Source organism: Ruegeria spongiae (assembly GCF_023502395.1).
Lineage (GTDB): Bacteria > Pseudomonadota > Alphaproteobacteria > Rhodobacterales > Rhodobacteraceae > Ruegeria_C > Ruegeria_C spongiae.
Window position 1 is genome coordinate 80,740 of sequence record NZ_JAMFMB010000013.1, and the last position, 26,505, is coordinate 107,244.

25 protein-coding genes are annotated in these 26,505 nt (G+C 59.3%); 16 read left to right on the top strand and 9 right to left on the bottom strand.

The window, feature by feature from the left end; translation table 11 throughout:
• Positions 1–18 precede the first annotated feature (18 nt).
• The 8 genes from M3P21_RS11765 to M3P21_RS11800 are packed head-to-tail and all read left to right on the top strand — an operon-like array spanning position 19 to position 10,324.
• The gene (locus tag M3P21_RS11765; RefSeq protein WP_249710195.1) at positions 19–1,689 is read left to right on the top strand and encodes a thiamine pyrophosphate-binding protein; all 1,671 of its coding nucleotides are present in this window, start codon (positions 19–21) and stop codon (positions 1,687–1,689) included.
• Entirely contained in the window at positions 1,686–3,800 is a 2,115-nt protein-coding gene (locus tag M3P21_RS11770; protein ID WP_249710196.1) for a hydantoinase/oxoprolinase family protein, read from the top strand. Before M3P21_RS11765 ends, M3P21_RS11770 begins: the two co-directional genes overlap by 4 nt.
• Positions 3,801–3,803: 3 nt before the next feature.
• Complete coding sequence (locus M3P21_RS11775) at positions 3,804–5,420, top strand: hydantoinase B/oxoprolinase family protein (protein ID WP_249710197.1); 1,617 nt, start codon at positions 3,804–3,806, stop codon at positions 5,418–5,420.
• Positions 5,417–6,619 (top strand): pyridoxal phosphate-dependent aminotransferase, encoded by a 1,203-nt coding sequence (locus tag M3P21_RS11780; RefSeq protein WP_249710198.1) that lies wholly within the window; start codon positions 5,417–5,419, stop codon positions 6,617–6,619. The genes M3P21_RS11775 and M3P21_RS11780 overlap by 4 nt, the downstream gene beginning before the upstream one ends.
• Positions 6,620–6,629: 10 nt before the next feature.
• Positions 6,630–7,442, top strand: coding sequence for an NAD-dependent epimerase/dehydratase family protein (locus M3P21_RS11785; protein WP_249710199.1), 813 nt, complete (start codon positions 6,630–6,632; stop codon positions 7,440–7,442).
• A complete protein-coding gene (locus M3P21_RS11790; protein ID WP_249710200.1) occupies positions 7,442–8,644 on the top strand; it encodes an NAD(P)/FAD-dependent oxidoreductase in 1,203 nt (400 codons plus the stop codon). Before M3P21_RS11785 ends, M3P21_RS11790 begins: the two co-directional genes overlap by 1 nt.
• 13 nt (positions 8,645–8,657) lie before the next feature.
• Positions 8,658–9,575 carry a LysR substrate-binding domain-containing protein gene (locus M3P21_RS11795; RefSeq protein ID WP_249710202.1) on the top strand — a complete coding sequence of 306 codons (918 nt, stop codon included), beginning with the start codon at positions 8,658–8,660 and terminating at the stop codon, positions 9,573–9,575.
• Positions 9,572–10,324 carry an SDR family NAD(P)-dependent oxidoreductase gene (locus M3P21_RS11800; RefSeq protein WP_249710203.1) on the top strand — a complete coding sequence of 251 codons (753 nt, stop codon included), beginning with the start codon at positions 9,572–9,574 and terminating at the stop codon, positions 10,322–10,324. The genes M3P21_RS11795 and M3P21_RS11800 overlap by 4 nt, the downstream gene beginning before the upstream one ends.
• A 136-nt stretch (positions 10,325–10,460) precedes the next feature.
• Here the strand turns inward: M3P21_RS11800 and M3P21_RS11805 are convergent, their stop codons facing one another.
• A complete protein-coding gene (locus tag M3P21_RS11805; protein WP_249710204.1) occupies positions 10,461–11,405 on the bottom strand; it encodes a zinc ABC transporter substrate-binding protein in 945 nt (314 codons plus the stop codon).
• 56 nt (positions 11,406–11,461) lie between these two features.
• Between M3P21_RS11805 and M3P21_RS11810 the strand changes: the two genes are divergently transcribed.
• The 3 genes from M3P21_RS11810 to M3P21_RS11820 are packed head-to-tail and all read left to right on the top strand — an operon-like array spanning position 11,462 to position 13,529.
• Positions 11,462–11,974, top strand: coding sequence for a Fur family transcriptional regulator (locus M3P21_RS11810; RefSeq protein WP_249710205.1), 513 nt, complete (start codon positions 11,462–11,464; stop codon positions 11,972–11,974).
• 2 nt (positions 11,975–11,976) lie between these two features.
• The gene (locus M3P21_RS11815) at positions 11,977–12,717 is read left to right on the top strand and encodes a metal ABC transporter ATP-binding protein (RefSeq protein ID WP_249710206.1); all 741 of its coding nucleotides are present in this window, start codon (positions 11,977–11,979) and stop codon (positions 12,715–12,717) included.
• The gene (locus tag M3P21_RS11820; protein WP_249710207.1) at positions 12,717–13,529 is read left to right on the top strand and encodes an iron chelate uptake ABC transporter family permease subunit; all 813 of its coding nucleotides are present in this window, start codon (positions 12,717–12,719) and stop codon (positions 13,527–13,529) included. The genes M3P21_RS11815 and M3P21_RS11820 overlap by 1 nt, the downstream gene beginning before the upstream one ends.
• A 210-nt stretch (positions 13,530–13,739) precedes the next feature.
• Here the strand turns inward: M3P21_RS11820 and M3P21_RS11825 are convergent, their stop codons facing one another.
• Genes M3P21_RS11825 through M3P21_RS11835 form a run of 3 tightly spaced genes read right to left on the bottom strand, consistent with a single transcriptional unit; the run spans position 13,740 to position 15,384 of the window.
• On the bottom strand, positions 13,740–14,441 hold the full coding sequence (locus M3P21_RS11825) for an RNA polymerase sigma factor (RefSeq protein WP_249710208.1): 702 nt from the start codon (positions 14,439–14,441) through the stop codon (positions 13,740–13,742).
• Entirely contained in the window at positions 14,438–14,926 is a 489-nt protein-coding gene (locus tag M3P21_RS11830) for a cupredoxin domain-containing protein (protein ID WP_249710209.1), read from the bottom strand. The genes M3P21_RS11825 and M3P21_RS11830 overlap by 4 nt, the downstream gene beginning before the upstream one ends.
• Before the next feature lie 38 nt (positions 14,927–14,964).
• Entirely contained in the window at positions 14,965–15,384 is a 420-nt protein-coding gene (locus tag M3P21_RS11835) for a hypothetical protein (protein ID WP_249710210.1), read from the bottom strand.
• A gap of 411 nt (positions 15,385–15,795) precedes the next feature.
• On the opposite strand from M3P21_RS11835, the gene nhaC reads away from it, so the two are divergent.
• From nhaC to M3P21_RS11860, 5 genes are all read left to right on the top strand, one after another.
• On the top strand, positions 15,796–17,235 hold the full coding sequence (gene nhaC, locus M3P21_RS11840) for a Na+/H+ antiporter NhaC (RefSeq protein WP_249710211.1): 1,440 nt from the start codon (positions 15,796–15,798) through the stop codon (positions 17,233–17,235).
• Between the two features lie 220 nt (positions 17,236–17,455).
• Positions 17,456–17,869 carry an amidohydrolase family protein gene (locus tag M3P21_RS11845; protein ID WP_249710212.1) on the top strand — a complete coding sequence of 138 codons (414 nt, stop codon included), beginning with the start codon at positions 17,456–17,458 and terminating at the stop codon, positions 17,867–17,869.
• Between the two features lie 41 nt (positions 17,870–17,910).
• Entirely contained in the window at positions 17,911–18,786 is an 876-nt protein-coding gene (locus tag M3P21_RS11850; protein WP_249710213.1) for a cyanophycinase, read from the top strand.
• A gap of 35 nt (positions 18,787–18,821) precedes the next feature.
• Positions 18,822–21,623 (top strand): cyanophycin synthetase, encoded by a 2,802-nt coding sequence (gene cphA / locus M3P21_RS11855; protein WP_249710214.1) that lies wholly within the window; start codon positions 18,822–18,824, stop codon positions 21,621–21,623.
• 14 nt (positions 21,624–21,637) lie between these two features.
• A complete protein-coding gene (locus tag M3P21_RS11860) occupies positions 21,638–23,380 on the top strand; it encodes a Mur ligase family protein (protein ID WP_249710215.1) in 1,743 nt (580 codons plus the stop codon).
• Between the two features lie 119 nt (positions 23,381–23,499).
• Here the strand turns inward: M3P21_RS11860 and M3P21_RS11865 are convergent, their stop codons facing one another.
• From M3P21_RS11865 to M3P21_RS11885, 5 genes are read right to left on the bottom strand one after another with little or no spacing between them, the layout of a single operon-like run.
• Positions 23,500–24,654 (bottom strand): energy transducer TonB, encoded by a 1,155-nt coding sequence (locus M3P21_RS11865; RefSeq protein ID WP_249710216.1) that lies wholly within the window; start codon positions 24,652–24,654, stop codon positions 23,500–23,502.
• Positions 24,651–25,028: an ExbD/TolR family protein gene (locus tag M3P21_RS11870; protein WP_249710217.1), complete on the bottom strand. Its 378-nt coding sequence runs from the start codon at positions 25,026–25,028 to the stop codon at positions 24,651–24,653. The genes M3P21_RS11865 and M3P21_RS11870 overlap by 4 nt, the downstream gene beginning before the upstream one ends.
• A gap of 4 nt (positions 25,029–25,032) precedes the next feature.
• The gene (locus M3P21_RS11875) at positions 25,033–25,398 is read right to left on the bottom strand and encodes an ExbD/TolR family protein (RefSeq protein ID WP_249710219.1); all 366 of its coding nucleotides are present in this window, start codon (positions 25,396–25,398) and stop codon (positions 25,033–25,035) included.
• Complete coding sequence (locus M3P21_RS11880; RefSeq protein ID WP_249710221.1) at positions 25,391–26,056, bottom strand: MotA/TolQ/ExbB proton channel family protein; 666 nt, start codon at positions 26,054–26,056, stop codon at positions 25,391–25,393. Before M3P21_RS11880 ends, M3P21_RS11875 begins: the two co-directional genes overlap by 8 nt.
• On the bottom strand, positions 26,053–26,484 hold the full coding sequence (locus tag M3P21_RS11885; RefSeq protein WP_249710222.1) for a hypothetical protein: 432 nt from the start codon (positions 26,482–26,484) through the stop codon (positions 26,053–26,055). Before M3P21_RS11885 ends, M3P21_RS11880 begins: the two co-directional genes overlap by 4 nt.
• Between the last annotated feature and the right edge of the window lie 21 nt (positions 26,485–26,505).

Genomic DNA, 26,505 nt, shown 5'->3' on the forward strand with positions numbered 1-26,505 from the left:
TAAAGTGACAGGTCCGAAATGACTGAACGAAATGGCGGAAAATTGATTGTCGAATGCCTGCAGGCCCTTGGGGCACGGCACAGTTTCGGCGTTCCGGGCGAAAGCTATCTGGCGGTACTGGACGCCCTGCATGACACCCGGGGTGCGCTGGATTTCACCCTGTGCCGCAACGAGGGCGGTGCGGGCTTCATGGCGGCGGCCTACGGCAAGCTGACAGGAACTCCGGGCATTTGTTTTGTCACGCGCGGTCCCGGTGCGACCAATGCCTCGATCGGTGTGCATACGGCGATGCAGGACAGCGCCCCGATGATCCTGTTCGTGGGTCAGGTGGGCACGGACATGAAAGGCCGCGAGGCGTTTCAGGAAATCGACTACCGCGCCTATTTTGGCACCGTCGCCAAATGGGCCACCGAGATCGACGACGTTGATCGCATCCCCGAGATCATCGCGCGGGTCTGGACCACAGCCACCACGGGCCGTCCCGGACCGGTGGTTGTCGCCCTGCCCGAAGACATGCTGACCGACATGACCTCCGTTCCCGCCCTTACCGGCCCGATGCCCGTCGAAGAGGCCGCCCCCTCGCCAGACGCGATGCGGACGGTTCTTTCGTCCCTGGCCGAGGCCAAGCGCCCGCTCATCCTGATGGGTGGCGGCGGCTGGAAAGCCGAGGGCAGCGCGGCGCTGCAACGGTTCGCCGAAGCCTCGGACCTGCCGGTTCTGGCCGCATTCCGGTTTCAGGATCTCTATGACAACCACTCTGCCACCTATGTGGGCGATGCAGGGGTGGGCATGACGCCTGCGACCAAGAAGCTGATCAAGGACTCGGATCTGATCCTTGCCATCGGCGTCCGCTTTGGCGAGATGACAACGGATGGCTACACCCTGCTGGAGGTTCCCAAACCAGCGCAGAAGCTGATCCATGTGCATGCCTCGGATCGCGAACTGGGCAAGGTCTATATCCCCGATCTGGCTGTTCAGGCCGGAAACAACGCCTTTGCCAAAGCTTTGGCGGAAAACACGGTCAGTGGCGATTGGGCCGACTGGCGTAGTGAGGCACGTTCTGCCTTTGAGGCCGCGTTTGATCTTCCTGATCTGCCCAGCCCGGTCGACATGGGCAAGGTGACGGCCTACCTCCGCGACCGCCTGCCAGCGGATACTGTGCTGACCAACGGGGCGGGCAACTTCACTGTCTGGCCCAACAAATTCTTCAAATTCGGCCCCGGCCAGCGCCTGCTCGCGCCGCAATCGGGTGCGATGGGCTATGGTCTGCCTGCCGCCGTCGCCGCCAAGGTCGCGCACCCTGAACGTACCGTGGTCTGTTTTGCCGGTGACGGTGATTTCCAGATGAATTGTCAGGAACTCGGCACCGCCATGCAGGCGGGCGCGCAGCCCATCGTGCTGATCCTGAACAACGGCATCTACGGCACCATCCGCATGCATCAGGAAAAGACCTATCCCGAACGTATCTCGGGCACGACGCTTGAGAACCCCGATTTTGTGACACTTGCCAAATCCTATGGCTATCACGCCGAACGGGTGGAAAAGACCGAGGAATTCGAGGCCGCGTTTGAACGCGCGATGGCATCGGATACCGGCGCGGTGTTGGAGCTCAATATCTCCCCAGAGGCGCTGACACCGCGCCAGACCCTCAGTCAGATGCGGGATGCTGCGAAAGGAGCTGTGGCATGACGACACAAGATATCCGCCTGGGCGCCGATATTGGCGGCACCTTCACCGACATCGCGCTGGACGTCCGTGGCGAGATCCACTCGACCAAGGTTCTGACCAACTATACTGCGCCGGAACAGGCGATCCTCGACGGGATCGCCATCGTGACGGAACAGGCCGGGATCGGGTTCGGCGATCTCGACATCGTCATTCACGGCACCACGCTGGCCACAAATGCCTTGATCGAACGTCGCGGGGCCAAGACTGCCCTGGTCACCACCGAAGGGTTCCGGGACGTGATCGAAATGCGGACCGAGAACCGGTTCGAGCAATATGATCTGAACCTCAAGCTGCCCACGCCTCTGATTCCACGTCAGGACCGGTTCCCGGTGGCAGGGCGCATCGATGCACAGGGCAGAGAGTTGCAGCCGCTGGACGAGGCGCGGCTCGAGGCGCTGGCCGATGAAATCCGTGACGGTGGATTTGGCGCGGTGGCGATCGGTTTCATCCATTCCTACCAGAACCCCACCCATGAAGAGCGCGCGCGCGAAATTCTGGCGGCAAAACTGCCCGGCCTGCCGATCTCGATCAGTGCCGAAGTGTCCCCCCAGATGCGCGAGTTCGAGCGGTTCAACACCGTCTGCGCCAATGCCTATGTGCGGCCGCAGATGGAGGATTATCTGACCCGCCTGCAATCCCGCCTGCTGGCGCAGGGTGCACATTGCCCGGTCTTCATGATCCATTCCGGCGGTGGTTTGATTTCGGTCGAAACCGCGATTGAATTCCCGGTGCGGCTGGTCGAATCCGGCCCGGCTGGCGGTGCGATATTTGCCGCCGATGTGGCGGCCCGGTTCGGCCTCGAAAAGGTGGTCAGCTATGACATGGGCGGGACCACCGCCAAGATCTGCCTGATCGAGGATTTCCAACCCCAGACGGCCCGCACCTTCGAGGTCGCGCGCACCTACCGCTTTTGCAAGGGCTCGGGCATGCCAATCTCGATCCCGGTGATCGAGATGATCGAGATCGGTGCCGGTGGTGGCTCTATCGCCTGGGTCGATGCGATGGGGCGGATCCAGACCGGCCCGGAAAGCGCCGCTTCCGAGCCCGGCCCCGCCTGTTATCAGTGCGGTGGGGATCGGCCTGCAATTACCGATGCGGATCTGATGCTGGGCAAGATTGATCCCGACAATTTTGCCGGTGGCGCGATCCGCCTGTCCAAGGACGCCTCAAGCAAGGCGATTGGCAAGGATGTTGGTGACAAGCTGTCGCTGGACCCTCTGGAAGCCGCCTTTGGCATTGTCGAAGTTGTTGACGAGAACATGGCCAACGCCGCGCGGGTTCACGCGGTTGAGAATGGCAAGAACATCTCGGACAACGTGATGATCGCCTTTGGTGGGGCGGCACCGCTGCACGCCGCGCGGCTTTGCGAGAAACTGGGGGTGGATCAATGCCTGATCCCGCCGGGCGCAGGCGTTGGATCGGCCATTGGTTTCCTCAAGGCGCCCTTCGGGTACGAGGCGCTGGCCTCGCGCCTCGTGCGCCTGTCCGAGTTCGACGTGGACGGCGTAAACACCATGCTGACCGAGCTGCGCGAGACCGCCGAGCGGTTTGTCCGCGCCGGTACCGATGGTGAGATCAAGCGCGAGATCGTCGGCTTCATGCGCTATCAGGGTCAGGGCTGGGAAATCCCGGTGGCCATCCCCGACCGCACCCTGACCAGCGATGATATCGACCTGATCCGCGACCGTTTCCGCGAGAACTATACGCGCTTCTTTGGCCGCGCGATCGATGGGTTGAGCGGGTTGGAGATCGAGATTGTCACCTGGTCGATGAAAGCCAGCGATATCCGCCCCGCGCCCGAACGGCAGGACCTGCTGATGGCCGGACAGATCACCAATGGTGCCGATGTGCGTCCGGTTTTCGACCCCAGCAGTGACGGCTTGCAAGACAGCCGCATCATCGAACGCGATACCCTGTCCGCAGGCGATCGGGTCGAAGGCCCGGCGGTGATCGTCGAGCGCGAAACCTCGACCGTCGTGACCTCGCCCTTTGACGCCGTGCTGCAGGGCGACGGAACCATTCTCATGATCCGCAAAACCGCACTTGACGGTCGCGCACAAAAAGGAGCCTGATCCATGGCCGGACTTTCCGAAATCCGCATGCAGGTGATGTGGAACCGCCTGATCTCGGTCGTCGAGGAACAGGCGCTGACACTCCTGCGCACCGCCTTTTCGACCTCGGTTCGTGAGGCGGGAGACCTGTCGGCCGGTGTGTTCTCACCCGAGGGTCTGATGCTGGCGCAGGCCGTGACCGGCACGCCGGGGCATGTGAACACCATGGCCGAGGCCGTATTGCATTTCCTCGCCGAAATTCCGCGCGATGAGATGTATGAGGGCGATTGTTACGTAACCAACGACCCGTGGAAGGGCACAGGTCACCTGCATGACATCACCATGGTCGCGCCGTCATTCAAGGATGGCAAACTGGTGGCGTTTTTTGCCTGTACCGCGCATGTGGTTGACGTCGGCGGGCGCGGCTTCGGGGCGGATGGCAAGTCCGTTTACGAAGAAGGCATCCTGATCCCGATCATGAAATTCGCCGAACGCGGCAAGGTGAACCGGGACCTGATCAACATTCTGCGCAACAACGTGCGCGAGTCCAATCAGGTGGTCGGTGATTTCTATTCGCTGGCGGCCTGTAACGAGGTCGGCCATCGCCGTCTGGTCGACATGATGACCGAAACCGGGATGGACGACCTGAGTGGTCTGGGCGAATTCATCTTCTCCCGCTCGCGGGCCGCAACGCTGGAACGGATCGCTGCGCTGCCGAAGGGAAGCTGGCAGAACGAGATGACCGTTGATGGCTATGACGTGCCGGTCAATCTGGCGACGACGCTCTCGGTCAAGGACGGAGAAGTGAATGTCGATTTCAACGGCACCGACGGGCAAAGCAAATGGGGCATCAACTGCCCGCTGATCTATTCCAAGGCTTACGCCTGCTACGCCGTGAAATGCGTCGTGGCGCCCGATATCCCGAACAACTCTGCGTCTCTGGAACCGTTTACGGTAACGTCTCCCACCAACATCCTGAACGCAGAGCGGCCAGCGCCCGTCTCCCTCCGCCATGTCATGGGCCATATGGTGCCTGATCTGGTTCTTGGGGCGCTGGCCAAAGCCCTTCCCGGGCAGATCATGGCCGAAGGCGCGGCGGCGCTGTGGAATATTCACATTTCGGTCCGCCCCGAAGCGGGCGGTCAGGGTCGCAACTCCGAAGTTCTGATGTTCAACTCTGGCGGCACCGGTGCGCGGCCTGAACTGGATGGTTTGGGCGCGACAGCATTCCCATCGGGCGTGCATACAATGCCGATCGAAGCCACCGAACACACCGGCCCCATTGTTGTCTGGCGCAAGGAATTGCGCCCCGACAGCGGTGGTGCAGGCAAGCTGCGCGGTGGTCTGGGCCAGATCATCGAAATTGCACCTGCCGAGGGTCACGAATTCGACTTTTCCGCCATGTTCGACCGGGTCAACCACCCGGCGCGTGGCCGGGATGGCGGTGAAAATGGTGCGCCCGGCGTTGTCGAGCTGTGCGACGGCACCCAGCTGCGCCCGAAAGGGTGGCAACACGTCCCTGCGGGTAAACGCCTGATCCTGAAGGCCCCCGGCGGCGGCGGGTTCGGCCCGGCAGAAGAACGCGCGCCAGAAGCACAGGCCACCGACCGGTTGGCCGGATACGTAACGGAAGAGAAATGACAATGCTTGCAAAACGCATGGCGCAGGTGAAACCGTCGCCGTCAATGGCGGTCAGCCAGGCCGCCAAGGCCCTGGCGGCACAGGGCGTGGACGTAGCTGATCTGGGTCTTGGAGAGCCGGACTTCAACACCCCCGCCCATATCATCGAGGCCGCGCACAAGGCGGCGATCGAGGGCGACACCCGCTATACCGCGACCGGCGGTGCGCCCGCGACCAAGGCTGCGGTGGCAGGCAAGTTCAAGCGCGAGAACGGTCTGGACTTTGCCGCCGATGAGATCGTCGTGGCCAACGGGGCCAAGCAGATCATCTTCAACGCTCTGATGGCGACACTGGAAGAGGGTGATGAGGTGATCCTCGCCGCGCCCTATTTCGTGTCCTACCCGGACATGGCGCTGATGCTGGGCGGCAAGCCCGTTGTCGTCGAATGTTCGCGGGCGGATGGGTTCAAGCTGACACCCGAGGCGCTGGCGGCCGCGATTACGCCGAAATCCAAATGGCTGTTCCTGAACATGCCGGGCAACCCGTCGGGCGCGGTCTATTCCGATGCCGAGCTGAAGGCGCTGGGGCAGGTTCTGGGTGATCATCCCAACCTGCTGATCCTGTCGGATGAGATCTACGAGCATATCCTGTTTGACGGGCTGGAATTCGTCTCGTTCGGACAAGCCTGCCCGGAATTGCGCGATCGCACGCTGATCGTGAACGGCGTCTCCAAAGCCTATGCCATGACGGGCTGGCGCATCGGCTACGGGGCTGGTCCCGCCGCCCTGATCAAGGGCATGACCACCGTACAGAGCCAATCCACCACCAATGCCTGCTCGATTGCGCAGGCGGCGACGGTGGCCGCGCTGAACGGCCCGCAAGACGAGGTGGCGCGCTTTCGCGCGGCCTTCGAACGTCGCCGCGATCTGGTCGTTGCGGGCATCAACGCCATTCCAGAACTGGCGCTGGACGCACCGCAGGGAGCGTTTTATGCCTATATCGACTGCACCGCTCTGATCGGGCGCACCACGCCCAATGGCACAATCCTTGCGGACGACACGGCTGTGACCAAGTTCCTGCTGGACGAGGCTCGCGTGGCCGCTGTACCCGGCGGCGCCTACGGCCTGTCGCCCTTTTTTCGCCTGTCCACCGCCACGTCCGATGAGGTGCTGAGCGCCGCCATCACCCGTATCCGCGACGCTGTTGCGCGTCTGCGCTGAGGAACCCGATATGACTCAATTCAACCGTATCCTGATCACCGGGGCCGCAGGCCGTCTGGGCTCTGAGCTGCGCAAAGGTCTGGCACCGCTGGCCAAACATATCCGTATTTCGGACCGGGTCGAGATTGGGGATGTGCAACCCAATGAAGAGGCCGTGGTCTGTGAACTGGGTGATTATGACGCCGTCATGGCGCTGACCAAGGACGTTGACGCCATCGTGCATTTCGGCGGCGCGCCGCTGGAGGTCGACTTCGAGACCATCCTCGACAGCAACATCCGCGGGTCTTATCACATCTATGAGGGCGCGCGGAAAAACGGTGTGAAGCGCGTGATCTACGCCTCTTCGGTTCACGCCATCGGCTATCACGAGGTCGAGGCGCATATCGACGCCGACAGTCCGGTACGGCCCGACAGCCTGTACGGCGTGTCGAAGAACTTTGTCGAAAGCCTGTCCCGCCTGTATTGGGACAAGTTTGGCATCGAAAGCCTGTGCCTGCGCATCTTCTCGTCCTTCCCGGAACCGGCGGACCGGCGGATGCTGTGGAGCTGGCTCTCGTTTTCGGATTGCGTCCGCTATGTTGAACAGGGCCTGACCGCGCCGCGCGTCGGACATACGATCGGGTTCGGCATATCGAACAATCGTCTCAAAGTGGTGGACGACAGCAAAGCGGGCCACATTGGTTATCGCCCGAAAGACAACACCGAACACTTCCGGGACGCGATGGAAGCGAAGACGGACATACCTGATCCAAACGCGCCGGGTGTCAGGTTTCTTGGCGGCTGGTTCTGCGAATTGGGTCATCCTGATGATGAGGGCAAGTGATGCGTGACAGCTATGATGTGGTGATCATCGGCGGAGCGGTGATCGGCTCGGCGGTCGCCTATTTTCTGACTGCCAACCCGGATTTCGACGGCTCGGTTCTGATCATCGAGCGCGACCCCACTTTCGCGCAGGCGTCAACCTCGCTGAGTTCCAGCGCCATCCGCAACCAGTTCTCGAACCCGATCAATGTGCAGATCGGCCAGTTCGGCACGAAGTTCATCCGTGAATTTGCCGACACGATGGAAGTCGATGGGGACAAGCCCGATCTCAGCTTCCACGAAGGGGGTTACCTGTTTCTGGCGTCGACCGGCGAGCAGGTGCAGATTCTGCGCGAAAACCATGAGGTGCAGAAATCCCTGGGCGCGGATGTCGTGCTGTGGGAACCCGACCAGATCAAAGCGGCCTTTCCGCATCTGCGCGTCGATGATTTGCAACTGGCCAGCTATGGCCAGTCGGGTGAGGGATGGTTCTCGAACACCGGTTTGATGAACGGGTTCCGCAAGAAGGCCCGCGCGCAGGGCGCCGATTACCTGATCGACGAAGTGGTAGGTATCAATCGTGACGGCGATCGGATTACCGGTGTCGTGCTGAAATCCGGTCAGACCATCACCTGCGGTACCCTGGTCAACGCGTCCGGCCCACGCGCGGCGCAGACCGCCGCCATGGCCGGGCTGAACGTGCCGGTTGAGCCTCGCAAACGCTCTCTCTTTGTCTTTGACTGTGCAAAGACCCCCGAAGGCACGGCCACGGTCAACAACGGGCGCTTGCCGCTTATGATCGACCCGTCGGGGACGTTCTGCCGCCCGGAAGGCAAATACTTCCTGTCCGGCACCGCGCCTGCCGATGACCCGGCAGTTGACTGGGACGATTTCGAACCTCGGCACGAAGAGTTTGAACGCATCTGGATGGACCTTGCGGAACGCTCCGAGGCGTTTGAGGCGATCAAGCTGATCAACTTCTGGGCCGGGCATTATGCGTTCAACACGCTGGATCACAACGTGATCGCAGGGCCGCATAATGAGGTGAAGAATTTCCTCTTTGCCAACGGATTTTCTGGCCATGGTTTGCAGCAGTCCCCTGCCGTTGGCCGCGGCATATCCGAATGGATCACCTACGGCGCGTTTCGAACTCTTGACCTCAGCGAAATTGGTTATGATAGGATCGTCCGCAACGAACCGTTCCTGGAAAAGGCAGTGATCTGACCTTCGGAGATCGATGAGCACCAACCGTTTCAGACTTCCTCCGCTGAACGCTATCAAGGCGTTTCATGCAGCGGCGCGCCACGGATCGATCCGGGGCGCGGCAGATGAATTGCTTGTGACGCCTCAGGCTGTCAGCCAGCAGATCAAACTGCTGGAAGACACGTTGCAGGTCTCGCTGTTCGAACGGCGCGGGCGGTCGATTGAGCCAACCGAGGCCGCCGTGCTGCTGGCCCGGTATGTCGAGGCCGGGTTCGAGGAATTGGCCGAAGGCGTGCGTCGCGTAACAACCAAGAAGTATCAGGACCGGATCACCCTGAACGTTTCGCCCTATTTTGCAACGCGCTACCTATTGCCCCGGCTCGAAAGCTTTCGCGAATCCGTGCCCCAATCCGATCTGCGTCTGACGACAATGGTTGAAACGCCGGATTTCAAACGTGACGATATCGATGTCGCGGTGCAATGGGGCTATGGCGGCTGGGGCGATCTTGAGACGGAACTGCTGATCAAGGATCACAAGGTCATCTGTTGCACGCCAGAACTCGCGACGCAGATAAGGACGCCAGAGGATCTGGCCAAGCAGCGCCTCCTGCACCCGGTTTTGCAGAATACTCTGTGGACGGATATTCTGGGCTTTCTGAATGTCAAAGCACCTGGCGCTTCGTCGGAATTGGCATTTCACGATGCGGCCACGATGCGGCGGGCTACATTATCTGGAATGGGTGTCGGGTTGATTTCCCGTGTTGACGCTCATCACGACATTCGGGCGGGCGATCTGGTCGCGCCACTGGGCGAAGGTCTGTTGCTCGGCATGCCGCCGGACCAGGTGCCGGGGTTCTTTCTGGTGCTGCCACGCGCGCATCGGCGCGTCAGCGCAGTAGGAAATTTCTGCAACTGGGTGGCCGACCAGACATGGGAGGACACCAGTCAATGACCAGAGGTATATCCGCAATTGTCACGGGCGCCGCATCCGGCATCGGGGCTGCCACAGCCCTTAAGCTGGCCCAAACAGGCGCATGTCTGACGTTGCATACACGTCGGTCTGCCAAACGCCTGGAGGACGTGGCGAACCAGGCGCGCAACAAAGGTGCCGAAGTGGAAACGGTGATCGGTGATCTTGCGGAACCCGGAACCGGTCACGAAATCGTCGCGGCTCACAAAAACCGGTTCGGAGATCTGGATGCGCTTGTCGCCAATGCGGGTTTTCCCTTGCTGGTAGCTCTGGACGCCATGACGCCAGAAGACATCGCCTATGCCTTTCGCGGAAATACCCAGAGCCTGTTTGAACTGGTTCAGGCCTGCCATCCGCTGTTGCAATCTTCGTCCTGTCCGCGCGTCGTCGCACTCAGCAGTTTCACCGCGCATGTGTTCCGTACTGACATGCCGCAGTTCCCGGCATCCGCAGCCTCGAAAGGCGCTGTTGAAACTGCCGTGCGCAGCCTGTCTTTGGGATTGGCCAAAGACGGCATTACGGTGAACTGCGTTGTGCCCGGATACATCCGGAAAGATGCTGGCACGAGCGACGGTCTGGATGAAGCTGCATTACACGAGATCGAAGGCCGCATCCCGTTGAAACGTCTTGGGTCGCCACAGGACATAGCGAACTGCATATGTTTCTTGATAAGCGCTGAAGCATCCTACATCAGTGGACAGACGCTGCACGTAAATGGCGGCTTGATCTGAAGGTGGTTTAGGCCTGCTTTGCAGCAAACGACCTTGCCGCCAGGATCGTTTTCCCGGATCTGCTCTGGCGCTTTGCCGAGGATGCCCGGGAACAGCCCTGTCAAAGCTTCATCTTTGACCGGGCTGATCGCGTGGGTCAAAGGCACTCGGCCAGTGTTTTGGCCATGTTTCGGATGACTTGCGGGTACAGAGCCGATCCAGGTTCCAGTTCAGACCCAAGTGGATCGATCATGCCGGTATTGGCTTCGGTTCCGTCCAGAATAGTGTCGACTATTCCCTGGTTGAATTGCGGTTCAGCCAAAACACAGTCAATGCCCTCACTCTTAATACGAGCCCGAATTTCTGCAATGCGTGCAGGGCTGGGGTCGGACGCGTCTCCGATTGAAATCGCGCCCGAAGCGGGGAAGTCAAATGCGTCCTCGAAATATTGATATGCGTCGTGGAACACAATGAAGTTACCGCCGCGAACCGGTTCAAGTGTGACGGCCACATCCGCTGAAAGCGCATCGATCTCTTCACGTGCTGCCGCCGCGTTCGCAAGGTAAACACCAGCATTGTCCGGATCAGCAGAAGACAGCTGGGCTGCGATAAGAGTCAGCCAGGTGTTTGCATTTTCAGGTGACAGCCATGCGTGTGGGTCGTGACCGCCATGACCATGATCATCGTGCACGTCATGGTTATTGTCTCCATGATCGTCCTCATTGCTGTGGCTATGCGCTTCGAACACAACACTCTCGCGGAAATTCAGAAGGACGGTGCCGTCAGACTCCATTAGGGCTGTGACTGTCGCGCCATCAGCGAGGGTTCCAACCGCACCTTCCATCCAGGGTGTCAGGTCTTCGCCAAGCCAGAATACAAGGTCTGCTTCCTGCAGCGCTGCCGCTTCGGACGGGCGCAGATTGTACTCATGGGGGGACGCGCCCGGAGGCACAATCAAATCAGGTGTCCCAACGCCATCCATGACACGCGCCACCAACGAATGCACTGGCGCGATATCTACCGCGACATTCGGAACATCTGCCATTGCCGTTCCACCCACTAACGCAGCGGTGATCGAAACTGGAAGGAGCTTTCTGGACATCGGTCTCTCTATGTGATTGTATAACGTTACGGGCGGCATACATGATATGGAATAACATGACAAGTGACACGCGACCCATACCCGCCGATGACACGGCGCTGATCGGGTTCCAGAAACATGACCACGAGACCTGTGTTGAGACAGCTTTGGCAACAACCGAGGAGCGATGCAGGGAAGAAGGGCTGCGTCTGACGCCGGTTCGGCGCAAGGTTTTGGAGATGCTCCTTCAGGAACACCGAGCGCTTGGGGCCTATGCAATACTTGACCGCTTGCGTGAAGAAGGGTTCGGATCCCAGCCACCGGTGGCGTACCGAGCGCTTGATTTTCTGGTCGAGAATGGGTTCGTGCATAAGATCGAGCGTCTGAATGCGTTCGTTGCCTGCTCGCATCCCGGTGCCACGCATTCGCCTGCCTTCATGATCTGCCGGAAATGTGACGCGGTGGCCGAGGCGCAATCTGCCCCGGCCAAGGGGGCGTTTGGCGCCGCTGCCCGCGCGGTGGGATTTGAGATTGAGCGCACGGTTGTAGAAGCCGAAGGCGTCTGCCCCGATTGCACCAAGAAGGCTTAAAGATGTCCCTTGTTTCTGTCGAAGGTCTCAGCGTCCGCTATGGCGCCAATACCGTTCTGCATCGTGTAGACATGACCATTGAACCCGGTGAGATCGTAACGATCGTCGGACCTAACGGTTCCGGCAAAACCAGTTTGCTTCGCGCGATCATTGGCGCGACCAGGCCCGTGGCTGGGCGCGTTGTAAAAAAACCGGGTCTAAAGATCGGCTATGTCCCGCAAAAGCTGCATATCGATCCTACATTGCCGATTTCTGTCGAGCGTTTCATGCGTCTGACAAACCGTGTCTCGCAGCAACATTGCGTGGATGCGCTCGACTCCGCCGGGGTACCTGATCTGCTCAAGCGCCAGATGTCGCAACTCTCCGGTGGGCAGTTCCAGAGGGTTCTGTTGGCCCGAGCCCTGATTGACCGGCCGGACGTTTTGCTGCTGGACGAGGCGACGCAGGGCCTGGACCAGAGAGGATCAGCGGCCTTCTACCAGCAGATCGAGGCGGTGCGCCGCGAAACAGGGTGCGCCATATTGATGATCAGCCACGAATTGCACGTTGTCATGAGCGCGTCAGACAGGGTCATTTGCCTCAACGGACACGTCTGTTGCGAAGGCTCTCCTGCGGTCGTCGCCTCGGCACCGGAATATCGGGCCCTGTTTGGAACCGGCACGGGCGGCGCGCTGGCCCTATATCGGCATCATCATGACCACCACCATGACCATAGTGAAGACCCCAAGGAAGCGGCGCAATAATGCTTGATGATTTTATGACGCGGGCAACGCTCGCAGGTGTTGGCGTGGCATTCGCCGCAGCTCCGCTGGGATGTTTCGTCGTGTGGCGCCGCATGGCGTATTTTGGCGATGCAACTGCCCACGCGGCGATCCTCGGCGTCGCACTCTCACTGACCTTTCAGATGTCAATCTTTGCCGGTGCTTTGGCCGTTGCACTGGTCATGGCCCTGACTGTTACGCTATTGGCCGGTCGCGGGTATGCGATGGATACATTGCTGGGGGTTTTGGCGCATTCGGCTCTGGCATTTGGTCTTGTCGCCGTCTCGTTCCTATCCGGTGTTCGGATAGATCTGATGGCTTATCTCTTTGGCGACATTCTGGCCGTGTCGCGCGCTGATCTGGCGGTGATCTGGGGTGGTGCAGCACTTGTCGTCGCTCTGATCGCCTGGCGCTGGTCTCAACTGCTGACGGCAACCCTGAACGAAGAACTGGCCTATGCCAGCGGCTTTGATCCCAAGCGCGAGCAGTTGATCCTGACCCTAGCCCTCGCGGTGACTGTGGCAGTGGCGATCAAGGTCGTGGGCGTTCTGCTGATCGCTGCGATGCTGATCATTCCGGCCGCTGCCGCGCGCAGTTTGGCGCGATCACCGGAATCGATGGCCTTGATAGCAGCGGTGATCGGCGCATTTTCCGCTGTCGCCGGATTGAGATCAGCATATGTTTTTGACACCCCGGCAGGTCCATCCATCGTCTGCGTTGCTGCCATTTTGTTTGCCTGCCTCAGCTTCATCGGATGGCGATCTCGACATGGGGCCAGGTTCATCCTGTTCTAGGTTTTTGATCCCAAGGTTTAATGGTGCGATCCATTCGATGGAATGGAAGGATGCGTTATCCGTTCAATCTGCGGTCACTCGCACCTTGATTTTGCAAGTGCGGCGAATGTCCGGTCCGACGAAACCGAGCTGCGGCGATTGACGGTTTGGCAAATAGCCATAACGGGCCGTCTCACCAGTTTCCTGCTTGCCGACCTGGTCTAAATTTCGTCAGAGCCCACCGTTTGCCTGCAGCCGATCTATGACGCAACTGGCCATGTTGGCGCATCGTTTGCCACCAAATGGGAAGATCGCATCGAATCCGCCGCGGATCTGTTGCTCGATGGTTGACCGCAACCGGCGGCGGGCGCGAAACAGGCGCGTCTTTACGGTGATCGGGTTGATCTGAAGTTCCGTCGCGATGGCAAGGACACTCATTCCCTCCGCCTCGCGCAGCAGGAACGGCAGCCGCATCTCGGGCGGCAGATCGGAAACGGCTGTCTCAAGCAATTCGCGTAGCTGCGCCCGACCGAGCGTCGCTTCGGGAAGCTCGGAAATCTGGCCCGGGAATACGAGGACATTGGGCACACGGATTTCGTCAACTGTGTTGTATTCTTCGTCAGAGCGCCCCCGCCTTCGTTGCATGCGTGACGTGTTGATGACGATCCGCGTGATCCAGGTGGAAAATCTTGCGCGCTCACGAAAGCTCTCAAGTTTGCTGAACGCGGAAAGATAGGCCTCCTGCAGCGCCTCTTCGGCCTCGGCATCGCTGTCGACGATGCCCCGGGCAACCCGGAACAGACGGGGATTCAGGCGGCGGATAAGTTCCCGAACGGCCTGTTCGCTGCCGCCACGAGCGGCGGTCACAAGGTCAGCTTCAGACTTGGCGGCTTCCGTTTGAACCTGATGTCTGAGATTCGTCCGTTCTTTCACGACCGTCCCTCCCAACTAACGGTACCTGCAGCGATGATCCTCTCTGCCGGCGGCAAAATTGCCAGGACCTGGTCGGACACATCGCTTGTATCCTTGGAACGTCCTTCCCAGCCCGCACCGGCGGGGGTTCCCACCACAATGCGACCGACCATCGCCGCCATTTCGTGTGGCAGACAATAGTAATCATACACGCCCGGCGCGGTCAGGGTGACTTCAAAACGCTCATCCGGCAGCAGAAAATCGCTGTCCCAAGGCCTTGCTGCCAAGGGAATGCGCCGTTTGCGACCATATATCGCCGGGTGATAGGCGGTTGCCGTGTGGCTGTTTCCGGGATCACGATTGGTGAAACGGATGGTTGTGCCCGGCACCACCGCGAGGCCAAGGGGATCAAACCAGATCCGCTCTCCACGCGGCGTGCCGCGCATCTCGATTTCTGTGATCGCTTGAGCACGTGCAGATAGCGACCCCGCGAGGGTGGCGATCACGCCACCCCCGAGCCTCATGGCATCCCGTCGCGTGCAGTTCATTTGGCAAGCCGTTCCTTTGCTTTCTCATCATGAAACAAAACTACATGAGCATGCGGCTTTTCCACGCCGGGGTGACCGGCATTGAAGTAAATGTCGGTCGAGCTGACGGTGTGCGACCCGATGTCGAGCCCGTCATACGAGACGCCGTTCTGCAATTCTTCAAGCGGGGTCATATAAATGGTGGCTGAAAGCAGACCGTCGTGGTCGTAAGCAAGAAACGGACCGGCCGGCAGTGTGGCGGGGTCTACAAAGAGAGTTCCCAGACCGGGAATGAACTCGGGCAGGGGCAGAACATCGCTCACTTTCACATAAGGATCACCTGCGGGCGCGTTCATCAGTGCCTCTTCATCATGAGCACTGGCAATTGTCGTCGTGGCGGCGATAACGCCTGCAACAAGCAAGGAGTTTCTCAGCATGACTATGTCCTTTCCAAGGTTTGCGACAGGTGCGTCCTGATGCACACCTGTTCCCTTGGATGCGGCACAGACAGAAAGGTTCCCGCATTTCATTGTTTTTTTACTGACCGACAGGGTGCGGAGACCCCGGGTGCCAGGCGCCAACGACATCTTAAAATTTTGTAACACCGATCCCTTTGCGGTTGCCCCGGAATACGCTTCGCTCAAACCGTTGGAGAGCATCGCTTCATTTCTCGACAGGGATGGCCCTGACCGGCTTTACTGCAACAAGGTCTGTTGGACCTATCATTCGTACGCTCGGGATTGCAGGGTATACTTCGAGAACTCACGCGTATTTCTGCAAGAATTCACCGCCACCACCGGTCTAGGCGTCTCACATTTGAAAGGGCCGGACTGCCAGGGAGACACATAATGAAGACCGACATACCCGATGGCGCTCGCGCACCACATTTTTGGGAGGCAATACTGTCTCTTGTCTCACTTATTGTAGGCATCAGCATTTCGATAGTTGTCTATGGGCTTGATCCGCATGTTCCCATGCTGCTGGGGGTCATTGTCGCGTCGCTGGTAGCACTGCGCTGCGGATTCAGTTGGCAGAATATACAGAACGGCATGGTGAGGGGCATTACAAATGCCCTTCCGGCGACCATTATCCTGATCATAGTAGGTGTCCTTATCGGGATCTGGATATTGGCGGGGGTGGTGCCGACGCTGATTTTCTATGGGCTCAAGATTCTGTCCCCTTCAATCTTTCTGCCGGCAACTGTGATCATCTGTGCGCTCGCCTCACTGGCCACAGGCAGCAGTTGGGGGACAACGGGTACCATTGGTGTGGCGCTCATGGGGGTTGGCGCTGGACTGAACTTTCCGCTTCCGCTTGTGGCTGGCGCGGTATTGTCGGGTGCCTATTTCGGGGACAAGATGTCGCCTCTTTCCGACACCACCAATATGGCCCCCGCATTGGCGGGAACCGACCTGTTCACACATATCAAGCATATGACCTATACGACGGGCGTTGCCTTTGCACTGACACTGGTGATCGAAATCATCATTGGCCTGCAATACAGCGGAGGCGACGGCGATCTGGCGCGTGTCGAGACGATGCTTGCCGTTTTGAAAGAGAATTTCACTATTAACCTGGCGATGATCCTGCCTCCCGTCGTCGTGCTTGTTGTGTCTTATCGGCGCATGCCCGCAATCCCCGGAATTACTTTGGGAGTGGTGGCTGCCGTCATTTTGGCGGTTGGATTGCAGGGCGCAAATTACGAAGCTCTGGTGAATGCGGCTTTCGGTGGGTATTCCGCTGACACCGGCAACCCGGACGTTGATACGCTCCTGAGCCGGGGTGGCATGGATTCGATGATGTACACGATCAGCCTGGTGATCGTGGCGATGATGTTCGGCGGCGTGATGGAGCGAACCAATCAACTCAAGGCCATCGCTGACAAGGTTCTCACGATGGTGAAATCAGATGGATCGCTTATCGCGTCAACAGTACTGACCGGCATTGGCGCCAATATGGTTCTATGCGATCAGTATATGGCTATTGTGATGGGTGCCCGCACGTACGCGCAAGCTTATCGTGAACGTGGATTGGCCCCCGAAAACCTGTCACGGGCCGTCGAAGATTCCGCGACGGTCACCGCCAACCTGGTCCCCTGGAATTCGGGCGGCGCGTATCAGGCCGCCACCTTGGGCGTCGCGACGCTGGCTTATCTGCCATTTGCGTTCTTTTGTTGGCTGTCGCCGCTGGTGACAATGCTCTTTGGATTTATGGGTTGGACAATCTGGCGATCGGACCAGGAACAGCATCAGGAGTCGGCAGGTCAAGAAGCAGCGAAAGCTAACTGAGCAATTCCTTGAGCGAGACCATGCGGAGCAAAAACGGCGACAAAATGCGCCGCTGTGGAGCCGAGCCCATCCTGGTGGTCGCCAAGTCGATGAAACCGGCAAGACTTGCTCGTCGGGGTAGGGGGCTTTTGCCTTTCAGAACCCGTTCAGCAAGGGCGGAGTTTGCAAACCGCGTGACAAGCTTTTACGAAAGCAATGGAATCCTCAAAGGGTTTGCCGCGTGCTAACACTTCTGACCAACGCAGAGGTCTATGCGCCCGACCCGCTTGGACCGGACTCAATTCTGATCGCTGGCAAGAAAATCGCCTATCTGCGGTTTCGCGAAGCCGGATGTCAGGCCGACCGTTTCACGATCAGCTCTGATGGTGGCGGGTGTCTGCCCGCCTTCGACAGAGAAGGCAGGCTGACACGGTTCGGGGTGGGTGTCCCCCTTGATGAGGCGCTTGCACCCTTGACGCACAATGTCGCCGACCTGCTGAAGCTACACCACAAAGGCCGTCTGGCCGTGGGTATGGATGCCGATTTGGTGATTTTGGATGGCGATCTGGACGTTCGGGATGTTATGGCTCGCGGCAATTGGCACCTGCGGGATCATCAGACAGTGCGCCGGGGCATGTACGAAGCCACGGCGTAATCCTGCGAATTGCCGGGACGAACGAAGGACAGAGAACAGCCATGTGCCCAGCACCAGCACAAGAAGACACGGATCGCGGATTCATCATTCCGATCGGCGGTGGCGAAGATCGGGTCAAAGAGATGCAGATCCACCGGAGGTTTCTGGAACTCTCCGGCGGGCAAGACGCAGATATCGTCGTGATTCCAACAGCTTCTATGCTAGAGGAAACCGGCCCCGACTATCACCGCATCTTCTCTGATCTGGGGGCCGGTACGGTCGAGTTCCTGCCCATCTCGCGCCGCGCCGATTGCGACAACCCCGAATTTGCCGACATGCTGGACCGTGCCACCGGGATATTCATGACGGGTGGCAATCAGCTCCGCCTCTCGGCCATTCTTGGCGGGACCCTTGTTGCGCAAAAGATTCGCCGCCGGAACGCGGCTGGCATCCCCGTTGCCGGTACGTCTGCGGGGGCCTCGATCATGTCCGAACACATGGTCGCCGGGGGCAGCAGCAATGCCGCCCCCGCAGAAGGAAACATCACTTTGGCGCCCGGAATGGGCCTGACCAATGCGGTGATTATCGACCAGCATTTCACTCAGCGTAACCGGCTGGGGCGGTTGCTAACCGCTTCTTCGTTCAACCCTTTTCTGATCGGTCTGGGGATCGACGAAGACACCGCCGCCTTCATTGGCCCCGACAATGTTGTCGAGGTTGTGGGCAGCGGCACGGTCACCGTAGTCGATGCCAGTCACCTGACTCATTCGTCCATGTGGGATGCAAGCCGCGGCGAGGCGATCAGCCTGCTGGGCCTGCGCCTTGACGTTTTGGGTGAAGGATGCCGTTATGACCTGACGGCACGTCAAGCCTATCCACCCGATGAGCATGCGGCGTTCTGCACCCTGCCAGTTCCAAGCGGCGGCAACATCGGGTGATCGGGGAGTATAATAATTCTTGAACGGGGAAGCCTATGAAAATCGTCTCAACCAATGTCTATGTCGGCCCGAACGTCTGGGCGAGCTTTCCGGTCATACGACATGTCATTGATTTGGGATTTCTGGAAGACTGGCCCTCGGCAAAAATCGGGAACGAATTCATCGACGGCTTGATCGCGGCATTGCCCGGCCTGTCAGAACACGGTTGTTCCTATCGCGAACCCGGCGGGTTCATCCGCCGCCTGCGCGAAGACGAAGGCACCTGGCTGGGCCATGTGATGGAACATTGCGCGCTGGAAATTCAGGGCGTTGCGGGCACTGATGTGACCTTCGGGCGAACCCGGTCCACCGGTGAGCCAGGGCAATACAACATGGTCTACCAGTACCGGCAGCGCGACGTTGGTCTGGATGCAGGTAAACTGGCATTGCGGTTGCTGATGCATCTGCTGCCGCAGGACCTGAAAAACCACTCGGACTATGAGTTCGACCCGGACTTCAACTGGGAAGAAGAACTGCGCAGCTTTGTGCTGCGCGCGCAGCGCAAGGAATTTGGCCCCTCGACCGGGTCTTTGGTCAAGGCCGCCGAAGAACGGGATATCCCCTGGATCAGGCTCAATGAATACTCGCTGGTCCAGTTTGGGCATGGCAATTACCAAAAGCGGATTCAGGCGACGATCACCTCTGAAACCAAACATATCGCGGTCGAGATTTCCTGCGACAAGGAAGATACCCATAATCTGCTGAATGATCTCGGGCTGCCGGTACCCCAGCAAAACATGGTTTATAGTGGTCGCGAGGCCATCCGCGCCGCCCGTCGCATCGGTCATCCGGTTGTGGTTAAGCCGCTGGATGCCAACCACGGGCGCGGTGTGTCGATCAACCTCAATACCGACGAAGAGGTCGAGGCAGGCTTTCACGAGGCCAAGGAACATTCAAAAAGCCGTGCCATTCTGGTGGAAAGCTTTGTCACCGGGTTCGATCACCGGATGCTGGTGATCAACAACAAACTCGAGGCCGTGGCAAAACGGGTGCCCGGGCATGTGGTCGGCGACGGCAAAAGCACCATCACCGAATTGGTCGATATCGTGAACCTCGACCCGCGCCGCGGGATTGGTCACGAAAAGGTGCTGACCCGGCTGGAGCTGGACAATCAGGCAAACCGCTTGCTTTCCGAGGCCGGGTATGACGCCGAAACCGTCCTGACCGAGGGCGAGATCTTTTACCTGCGTTCGACCGCCAACCTGTCGACGGGCGGCACATCGATCGACATGACCGATGTGGTCCATCCCGACAACCGCGACATGGCAGAGCGCGCGATCATGGCCGTTGGGCTGGACGTGGGCGGGGTCGATTTCCTGATCGATGACATCACCAAATCCTACAAGGACATCGGCGGCGCTATTGTCGAGGTGAACGCCGCGCCCGGCTTCCGTATGCATGTGGCCCCATCAGAGGGCCAGTCGCGCGACGTTTCGGGCAAGGTGATGGACATGCTGTTCCCGGTCGGGGAAGAGGCGCGCATTCCAATCGCGGCAATCACCGGCACCAATGGCAAAACCACGACCTCCCGGATGCTGGGCCATATCATGAAAGGCAGCGGCAAAACCGTCGGCATGACGTCGACCGACGGCGTTTATGTGGATGGCAAGCTGAGTGTCAAGGGCGACATGACCGGCCCGAAATCCGCACAGATCGTTCTGCGCGATCCGATGGTGGACTTCGCCGTCATGGAAACGGCGCGGGGCGGGCTGGTTCGGTCCGGCCTCGGCTACCAGAGATCGAATGTGGCGGCCTGTCTGAATGTCTCTGCCGATCATCTTGGGTTGCGCGGGATCAACACGGTCGAGGAACTGGCCGTCGTCAAACGTGTGGTGGTGGAAAGCGCGACAGAGACGGCGGTTTTGAACGCGGACGACATCAACTGTCTCAAGATGGCGGATTACGCCGACGTCAATGCGATCTTCTACGTCACCACCAATCCCGGGCACAGTCTGGTGAAAGAGCACATCAAGGCAGGCGGCAAGGCCATCGTGCTGGAAAGCGGCATGAATGGCGACATGCTGACCATTTACGACAATGGCCTGCATATGCCTGTGCTCTGGTCGCATCTGATCCCGGCGGGGTTGGAAGGCAAGGCGATCTTCAACGTCCAGAACGCAATGTTTGCAGCTGCCATGGCCTATAGTTTCGGCGTCGATCTGGACAATATCCGCCATGGGCTGCGGACCTTCGACACCAGCTATTTCCAGGCTCCGGGCCGGATGAATGTCTATGACGAACACCCGTTCAAAGTGATCCTTGATTACGCGCATAACCCCGCCGCCATCGGCGTGGTGACCGACCTTGTCGACCGGCTGGACGTAAAACGGCGCCGGATTGCCGTGGCCGCGATGCCTGGTGACCGGCGGGATGAGGATATTCTGGAAAGCGCGGGTATCCTTGCCGGGCATTTCGATCATTACATCTGCAAGGCAGACGATCGACGCCGCGGGCGCGGCCATGACGAAGTGCCGCAGATGATCAGGGCGGAACTGACGCGCAACGGCGTCGAGGACAGCGCCATCACCGTCATCCCCAACGAGGTCGAAGCGGTGAACGCCGGGCTGGAGATGGCCGCCGCAGGCGACCTGCTGGTGATCTTTGGCGATGACAGCGCGCGTTGTTGGAAACAGATCGTCTATCACAACGCGGGCGAAAACGAGGCCGAGGCCGAGGCACAAAGCCCAAGACCTGCGGCCGCGCCGGACTTCGAAGAGATGTTCGATTCCGACCAATCGCTCATCCGGGATGAGCGCGGTGTGCGCCTTGCGCGCGAGATAGACGAAGACGCCGATTGATCGGAGGATCGCCGATGGATCGTATCGAAGAGCTTGAGACAGCGCTGACGATTGTCAGTGCAAGCGCGGACCACATTCGTGTCGATGACGCCCGCCGCCTGACGGGACCGGGGTTGTTATGGGACCGTCCGGGCGCGGTGATCGACGTGTTTTTTGAGGTGGTAGAGCCCGATCTGATTGCACAATTGTGGATGCATCACGCAAGAAAGGTTCTGGATGCGTTGGGCTGGCAATCCGAGGGCTGCATCTTTCGCCAGTTTCAAGGCGGCGTGAACCTCGCCATCTCGGCTCCGATGGACCAGCTTTATTCCTCGATATTTGCCGCGCAGACCGCGTGGCATTTTTGCGCCGCAGAGTTGCTCGGGCAAACCCCGGGCGATTTCGACACCATGATCGCGGACGTCAAAACGGTGATGGCGAAAGAGGCGAACCCGGCTCTGATCGCTTTGATCGCTGCCGCGCATGGCCACGGCGTTGATATCCTGTGTGATGATGATGAGATCTCGATCGGCCATGGCACGGGCAGCCGGGTTTGGCCGGTCGATGCCTTGCCATCCCCGGAGCAGGTGGATTGGAAGGTGCTCCATGACGTGCCCATCGCCTTTGTCACCGGAACCAACGGCAAGACCACCACAACCCGGCTCTGCGCGGCAATCGCCAGAGCGGCGGGAAAGACGGCGGGGCTGACCTCGACCGATTTTGTTCGGGTCGGAGACGACATTCTCGACCGCGGCGACTACTCGGGTCCGGGCGGGGCCAGGATGCTGCTGCGCGACCCCCGGCTGGAGATTGCCGTTCTGGAAGTGGCACGCGGAGGCATTCTGCGGCGCGGCCTGCCAACGCGTCGGGCAAGGGTTGCCGTGGTGACCAATGTCGCCAACGATCATCTGGGGCAATACGGTGTGAACACCGTTCCCGATCTGGCTCAGGCCAAATTCGCGGTTCGCAGAACCTTGTCCGAAGAAGGCGTGCTGGTTCTGAACGCAGATGACCCCTTTGTTGTCGCCGAAGGTGAGCGTGCCGACGCGACGATCTGGTGGTTCTCGCTGGACCCGGGCGCCGCAGAAATCACCGTTGCCCGGGCGCAGGGCGCACCCTGCGCCTATCTGCGCGAGGGTACGATGGTATTTTTCGACGGCACGGCAGAGCATCCGGTAACATCCGTGCGCGATGTACCGATCACCATGAACGGGGCTGCCAGATACAACGTTTCAAACGCATTGGCTGCCCTCTGTGTCGGCAAGGCAATGGACCTGAACGATGACGTCATCCGCGCGGGTCTGGCCGGTTTCAAACCAGACGCCAAGGACAACCCGGGTCGCTGCAACGAATTCGCGTATAACGGCGCACGCGTTTTTGTGGATTTTGCCCATAACCCGCATTCGATTGCCGCCGTCTGCGATGCGATGTCCGCGATACCGGCCAAACGGCGGTTCATCATGCTCAGCCATGCGGGCGACCGATCTGACCAGGATATACATGACGTCACCTTGACTGCGCTTGAGTTCAATCCGGACGTGGTGGTTGCTGTTGAAATGGAGAGCTATCTGCGCGGACGCAAAGCGGGGGAAATCCCGGCCCTTATCAGGCGTGCAGCGATGGATGCTGGTCTGGCTGCGGATAGTGTGCTCTACGCTGGCTCGCCCACAGAAGCGGCGCGTATGATCCTGGATCAATTACAGCCCGACGACTTAGCGTTGCTGTTGGTGCTGTCCGAACGTGATGCGGTTTTTGAACTCTTGGAAAGTCAAAACTGATATTGTTGCGCGTGACAGAGGTGTCCAGCGGTCCTCCGGATCGTAGGGCTTCGAGGCGACTTCTTTGGGCAACTCACATGATTGTTGGTCGTTTACTCTGACCAAGTAACCTTCCCGGATCAGCTGTTCTGATAATAAAACGAAAACTTGCGACTTGAGCCTCCTGGCGGGGGAGGGAATGGAACAGCTTTTCGAACTTGTTCTTTGGCAGCGCGTTCGATTTCGGGTGAGCCTGAGCTATCCACGATATCCACCCATGCCAAGGAACCATCTGGATTGATCTCAAAAAACACCTGCGCAAACCCACGTACCGGAACATAGACAACCGGGGCGCGGTTCAAATGGACCAGAACCTGGCCTGCATAGTTGGTGACGTTGGAATTTCCCGGTCCGCGTCCGCCGGACCTGTTCTGGTTACCGCTTCTGGCGAAGGGGTCAATAGCTTCTCTTCGATAAAGGGTCAGCGGTGAGTCCATAATTTGTTCGGGATTGCGCAGGTTATCAAAATTACTGAACCCGTCGAATGCGCCCCGTGGTTGGTCAGCAAGTTTGCGCTCCGGAAGACGCGGGCGTTTCGAAACGGCCACGGCCAGCGCGGACTCTTCTGTTTCACTTTCTACGGTCGCGGTTTCCGAACCATCCGCCGAAGGTTGGACAATGGTTTCCGGGGTTTCTGGTCTAAGCACCTCACGCTCTGGCGGAACGACCGGGACCACAGCAGAGTCGGGTGCTGGTACGGCGGCCAACAGACGCGGCTCCGGGGTCGCGGAAGCTTCTGCGTCGGGTGTTTCGGCAACTTCATTCCTCGCTGCAGGGGCTTCCTGCGGCGTTTCAATTGTTGTATCGGGTTCAACCGGTGCAACGGCGGTATCCACACTCGAACCAGCGTCAGCATTCGAAGGATCCACAGGCTCCGTCACTTCTGCTTCGGGCGGATCTGGTTGCGGTGCCGCAGATGACCCGATGTCGGGCGAGGTAGCTCTCTGCGGATCGGCAGAGGCCACAAGCGCCTCGCTGACAGGAACTTCGGCCCGGTCTACTTCCACCGTGTCTTCAACCGGAGGCTCGGGAACCTCTGCGGGTTCCGGTTGAACCGGCTCTGGTGCGGCATCCGCAAATTCTTCAAAAGCATTCCCCAGCTCAACCACATCGACCGGGCTGTCCCCTGTCAGCGGTTCTTCCAGATCAGCCGCGGTAAGGCTGAGAAAACAAAGGTGCATTACAATCGACAAAAGGACGGCCACTAAGGCGACGACTGCAGACCTCCGGATCATTCGAGAGCCTGTTCTGTCACAAGGAATACCGAGGGCGCACCCAGCCTGCGGAGTGCTCCGGTGACTTCCATCAACCGGGGGCCGGAAGCATCGCGGTCCGGCACGATCCTTACGGGGCCGGTGTCATGGCTCGCCATGTAAGTCTCTGGGTCGGTCGGAACGCCGCGAAAGCTCAACGCGCCTTCCCGATTGAGTACAAGCGCGTCGGGTGGTTCACGTCCTTCCAGTTCAGAGGTATCCACGAGCTCCAGATCAGGGTCGATTGGCGGCGCGACGGTCCCGGCGATCAGAAAAAAGATCAGCATCAGGAAAACGACGTTGATCAAGGGAATTGTCGAGTCGCGTTTGCGGCTTGGGTGGGTGGCGCGGATCATGACCTTACTCCAGCACCGTCACGGTCAAGCCTTCGCGTCCCCGCAACCGGACCAACAGATCGACAAGCCGCTGTGCCGACGTATCCGAATCCAGATTCACCAGAACCTGCCCCGTTTCGATTTGCGCAGACAGCTCGTCCAACGTTGCCGGAACTCCGTTTAGCGTTAGTCGATCGGAACCAATCTGAACAAATATCCTCTCAGATGGCTTGTCCGGTGCTGATGCGCTCGCAGTTGCACTGCTCAGCTCGATCTCTGCAAACCTCGAAAAGGTCGAGGACAGCATGAAGAAGAGCAAAAGAAGAAAAATGACGTCTATAAGCGGCGTCATCGACATCGGGCGTCGGACAAAGGGGGCTGTGTTACGCATGCCCATGCGCAGCCATCGGCTGATTGACACCCACCGTTTCGTGAATGGGCTGGCCCGGCACCAAAACGGTCCGCAGCGCCTTGTCGGCAAAAACCCTCTCTCGCGCAGTGCGGCTTTCGAACCAGGACAAAACCATCGAGGTTGGCATTGCGACGGCGAGGCCCACGGCAGTCGTCACCAATGCGACCCAGATCCCGCCCGCGAGCAGTGACGGATCGACCGAGGCGCCTGCGGTCTGAAGGCTTTGGAATGCGTCAATCATCCCCAAAACCGTCCCGAACAAACCAAGGAGTGGTGCGAGCTGCGCGACCGTATCCAAAAGACGGAAACCACGCTCAAGCCCGGCGAGCGCCAGTCCAGCTTCAGCATCCAAACGGTTGTCCAAATTTGGCGTGTCCGGCGCGTCCATCGCCGCTGCGACGATCGGAGCCAAATAGCTGCTGCTCTTTGAGAGGCGCTCACGAGCCGAGCTTCGATCTCCGGTATCCCAATCCTGAAGGGCCTGCGACAACACCCGGTGCCGCCCCACACCACAGGCTGCAAACTGCCACAGCTTGTAGAGTGTAACCGCCACGGTCAGCACGGACATGAAGATCAGGACAGCGACAACAGGCCCACCCAGGGCAAGAATTTCACGAAGCGAATTCAGCACGTTCATCCAAGCAACTCCACATCTACTCGACTACTTAGCGACAGAGCCTCCTGGCAGACACCACTCTCGGCTCCGTTCACAATGCAAGAACTTGAGCCATTGATCAGCGCGCGGCCAACAGCGTTGCAAGCCATCCCGGGAAGGTCAAACTGGCGTACACGCGGACGGCCCACCGGCAGGTCACGAAAATCAAAAAGCGAAAGGGTTACAACACCGCCTGCCGTGTCGAAAATCACGGTCTCAAGTACCGCTTCATCAATGGTCGTTCCGGTGAGGTTTTCTACCAAGAACGATAACCGGCACGCCTCCCCAACGTCCTGCACAGCGTTCAATTCCACTGAAAGTCTTGAGGCAGGACCGTCGGCAGATTGTGCAAGCACTGCTAGAGGAAACACGCTTGCCGACAGAACGAGAGCGATGCGAAGAAATAACATTGACCGGTACCCTATTTCTTG

What these genes read in the sequence shown, in the direction of transcription:
- M3P21_RS11765 (WP_249710195.1), top strand. Translation starts at nt 19, where the DNA reads ATGACTGAACGAAATGGCGGAAAATTGATTGTCGAATGCCTGCAGGCC.
- M3P21_RS11770 (WP_249710196.1), top strand. Translation starts at nt 1,686, where the DNA reads ATGACGACACAAGATATCCGCCTGGGCGCCGATATTGGCGGCACCTTC.
- M3P21_RS11775 (WP_249710197.1), top strand. Translation starts at nt 3,804, where the DNA reads ATGGCCGGACTTTCCGAAATCCGCATGCAGGTGATGTGGAACCGCCTG.
- M3P21_RS11780 (WP_249710198.1), top strand. Translation starts at nt 5,417, where the DNA reads ATGACAATGCTTGCAAAACGCATGGCGCAGGTGAAACCGTCGCCGTCA.
- M3P21_RS11785 (WP_249710199.1), top strand. Translation starts at nt 6,630, where the DNA reads ATGACTCAATTCAACCGTATCCTGATCACCGGGGCCGCAGGCCGTCTG.
- M3P21_RS11790 (WP_249710200.1), top strand. Translation starts at nt 7,442, where the DNA reads ATGCGTGACAGCTATGATGTGGTGATCATCGGCGGAGCGGTGATCGGC.
- M3P21_RS11795 (WP_249710202.1), top strand. Translation starts at nt 8,658, where the DNA reads ATGAGCACCAACCGTTTCAGACTTCCTCCGCTGAACGCTATCAAGGCG.
- M3P21_RS11800 (WP_249710203.1), top strand. Translation starts at nt 9,572, where the DNA reads ATGACCAGAGGTATATCCGCAATTGTCACGGGCGCCGCATCCGGCATC.
- M3P21_RS11805 (WP_249710204.1), bottom strand. Translation starts at nt 11,405, where the DNA reads ATGTCCAGAAAGCTCCTTCCAGTTTCGATCACCGCTGCGTTAGTGGGT.
- M3P21_RS11810 (WP_249710205.1), top strand. Translation starts at nt 11,462, where the DNA reads ATGACAAGTGACACGCGACCCATACCCGCCGATGACACGGCGCTGATC.
- M3P21_RS11815 (WP_249710206.1), top strand. Translation starts at nt 11,977, where the DNA reads ATGTCCCTTGTTTCTGTCGAAGGTCTCAGCGTCCGCTATGGCGCCAAT.
- M3P21_RS11820 (WP_249710207.1), top strand. Translation starts at nt 12,717, where the DNA reads ATGCTTGATGATTTTATGACGCGGGCAACGCTCGCAGGTGTTGGCGTG.
- M3P21_RS11835 (WP_249710210.1), bottom strand. Translation starts at nt 15,384, where the DNA reads ATGCTGAGAAACTCCTTGCTTGTTGCAGGCGTTATCGCCGCCACGACG.
- nhaC (WP_249710211.1), top strand. Translation starts at nt 15,796, where the DNA reads ATGAAGACCGACATACCCGATGGCGCTCGCGCACCACATTTTTGGGAG.
- M3P21_RS11850 (WP_249710213.1), top strand. Translation starts at nt 17,911, where the DNA reads ATGTGCCCAGCACCAGCACAAGAAGACACGGATCGCGGATTCATCATT.
- cphA (WP_249710214.1), top strand. Translation starts at nt 18,822, where the DNA reads ATGAAAATCGTCTCAACCAATGTCTATGTCGGCCCGAACGTCTGGGCG.
- M3P21_RS11860 (WP_249710215.1), top strand. Translation starts at nt 21,638, where the DNA reads ATGGATCGTATCGAAGAGCTTGAGACAGCGCTGACGATTGTCAGTGCA.
- M3P21_RS11865 (WP_249710216.1), bottom strand. Translation starts at nt 24,654, where the DNA reads ATGATCCGGAGGTCTGCAGTCGTCGCCTTAGTGGCCGTCCTTTTGTCG.
- M3P21_RS11870 (WP_249710217.1), bottom strand. Translation starts at nt 25,028, where the DNA reads ATGATCCGCGCCACCCACCCAAGCCGCAAACGCGACTCGACAATTCCC.
- M3P21_RS11875 (WP_249710219.1), bottom strand. Translation starts at nt 25,398, where the DNA reads ATGCGTAACACAGCCCCCTTTGTCCGACGCCCGATGTCGATGACGCCG.
- M3P21_RS11880 (WP_249710221.1), bottom strand. Translation starts at nt 26,056, where the DNA reads ATGAACGTGCTGAATTCGCTTCGTGAAATTCTTGCCCTGGGTGGGCCT.
- M3P21_RS11885 (WP_249710222.1), bottom strand. Translation starts at nt 26,484, where the DNA reads ATGTTATTTCTTCGCATCGCTCTCGTTCTGTCGGCAAGCGTGTTTCCT.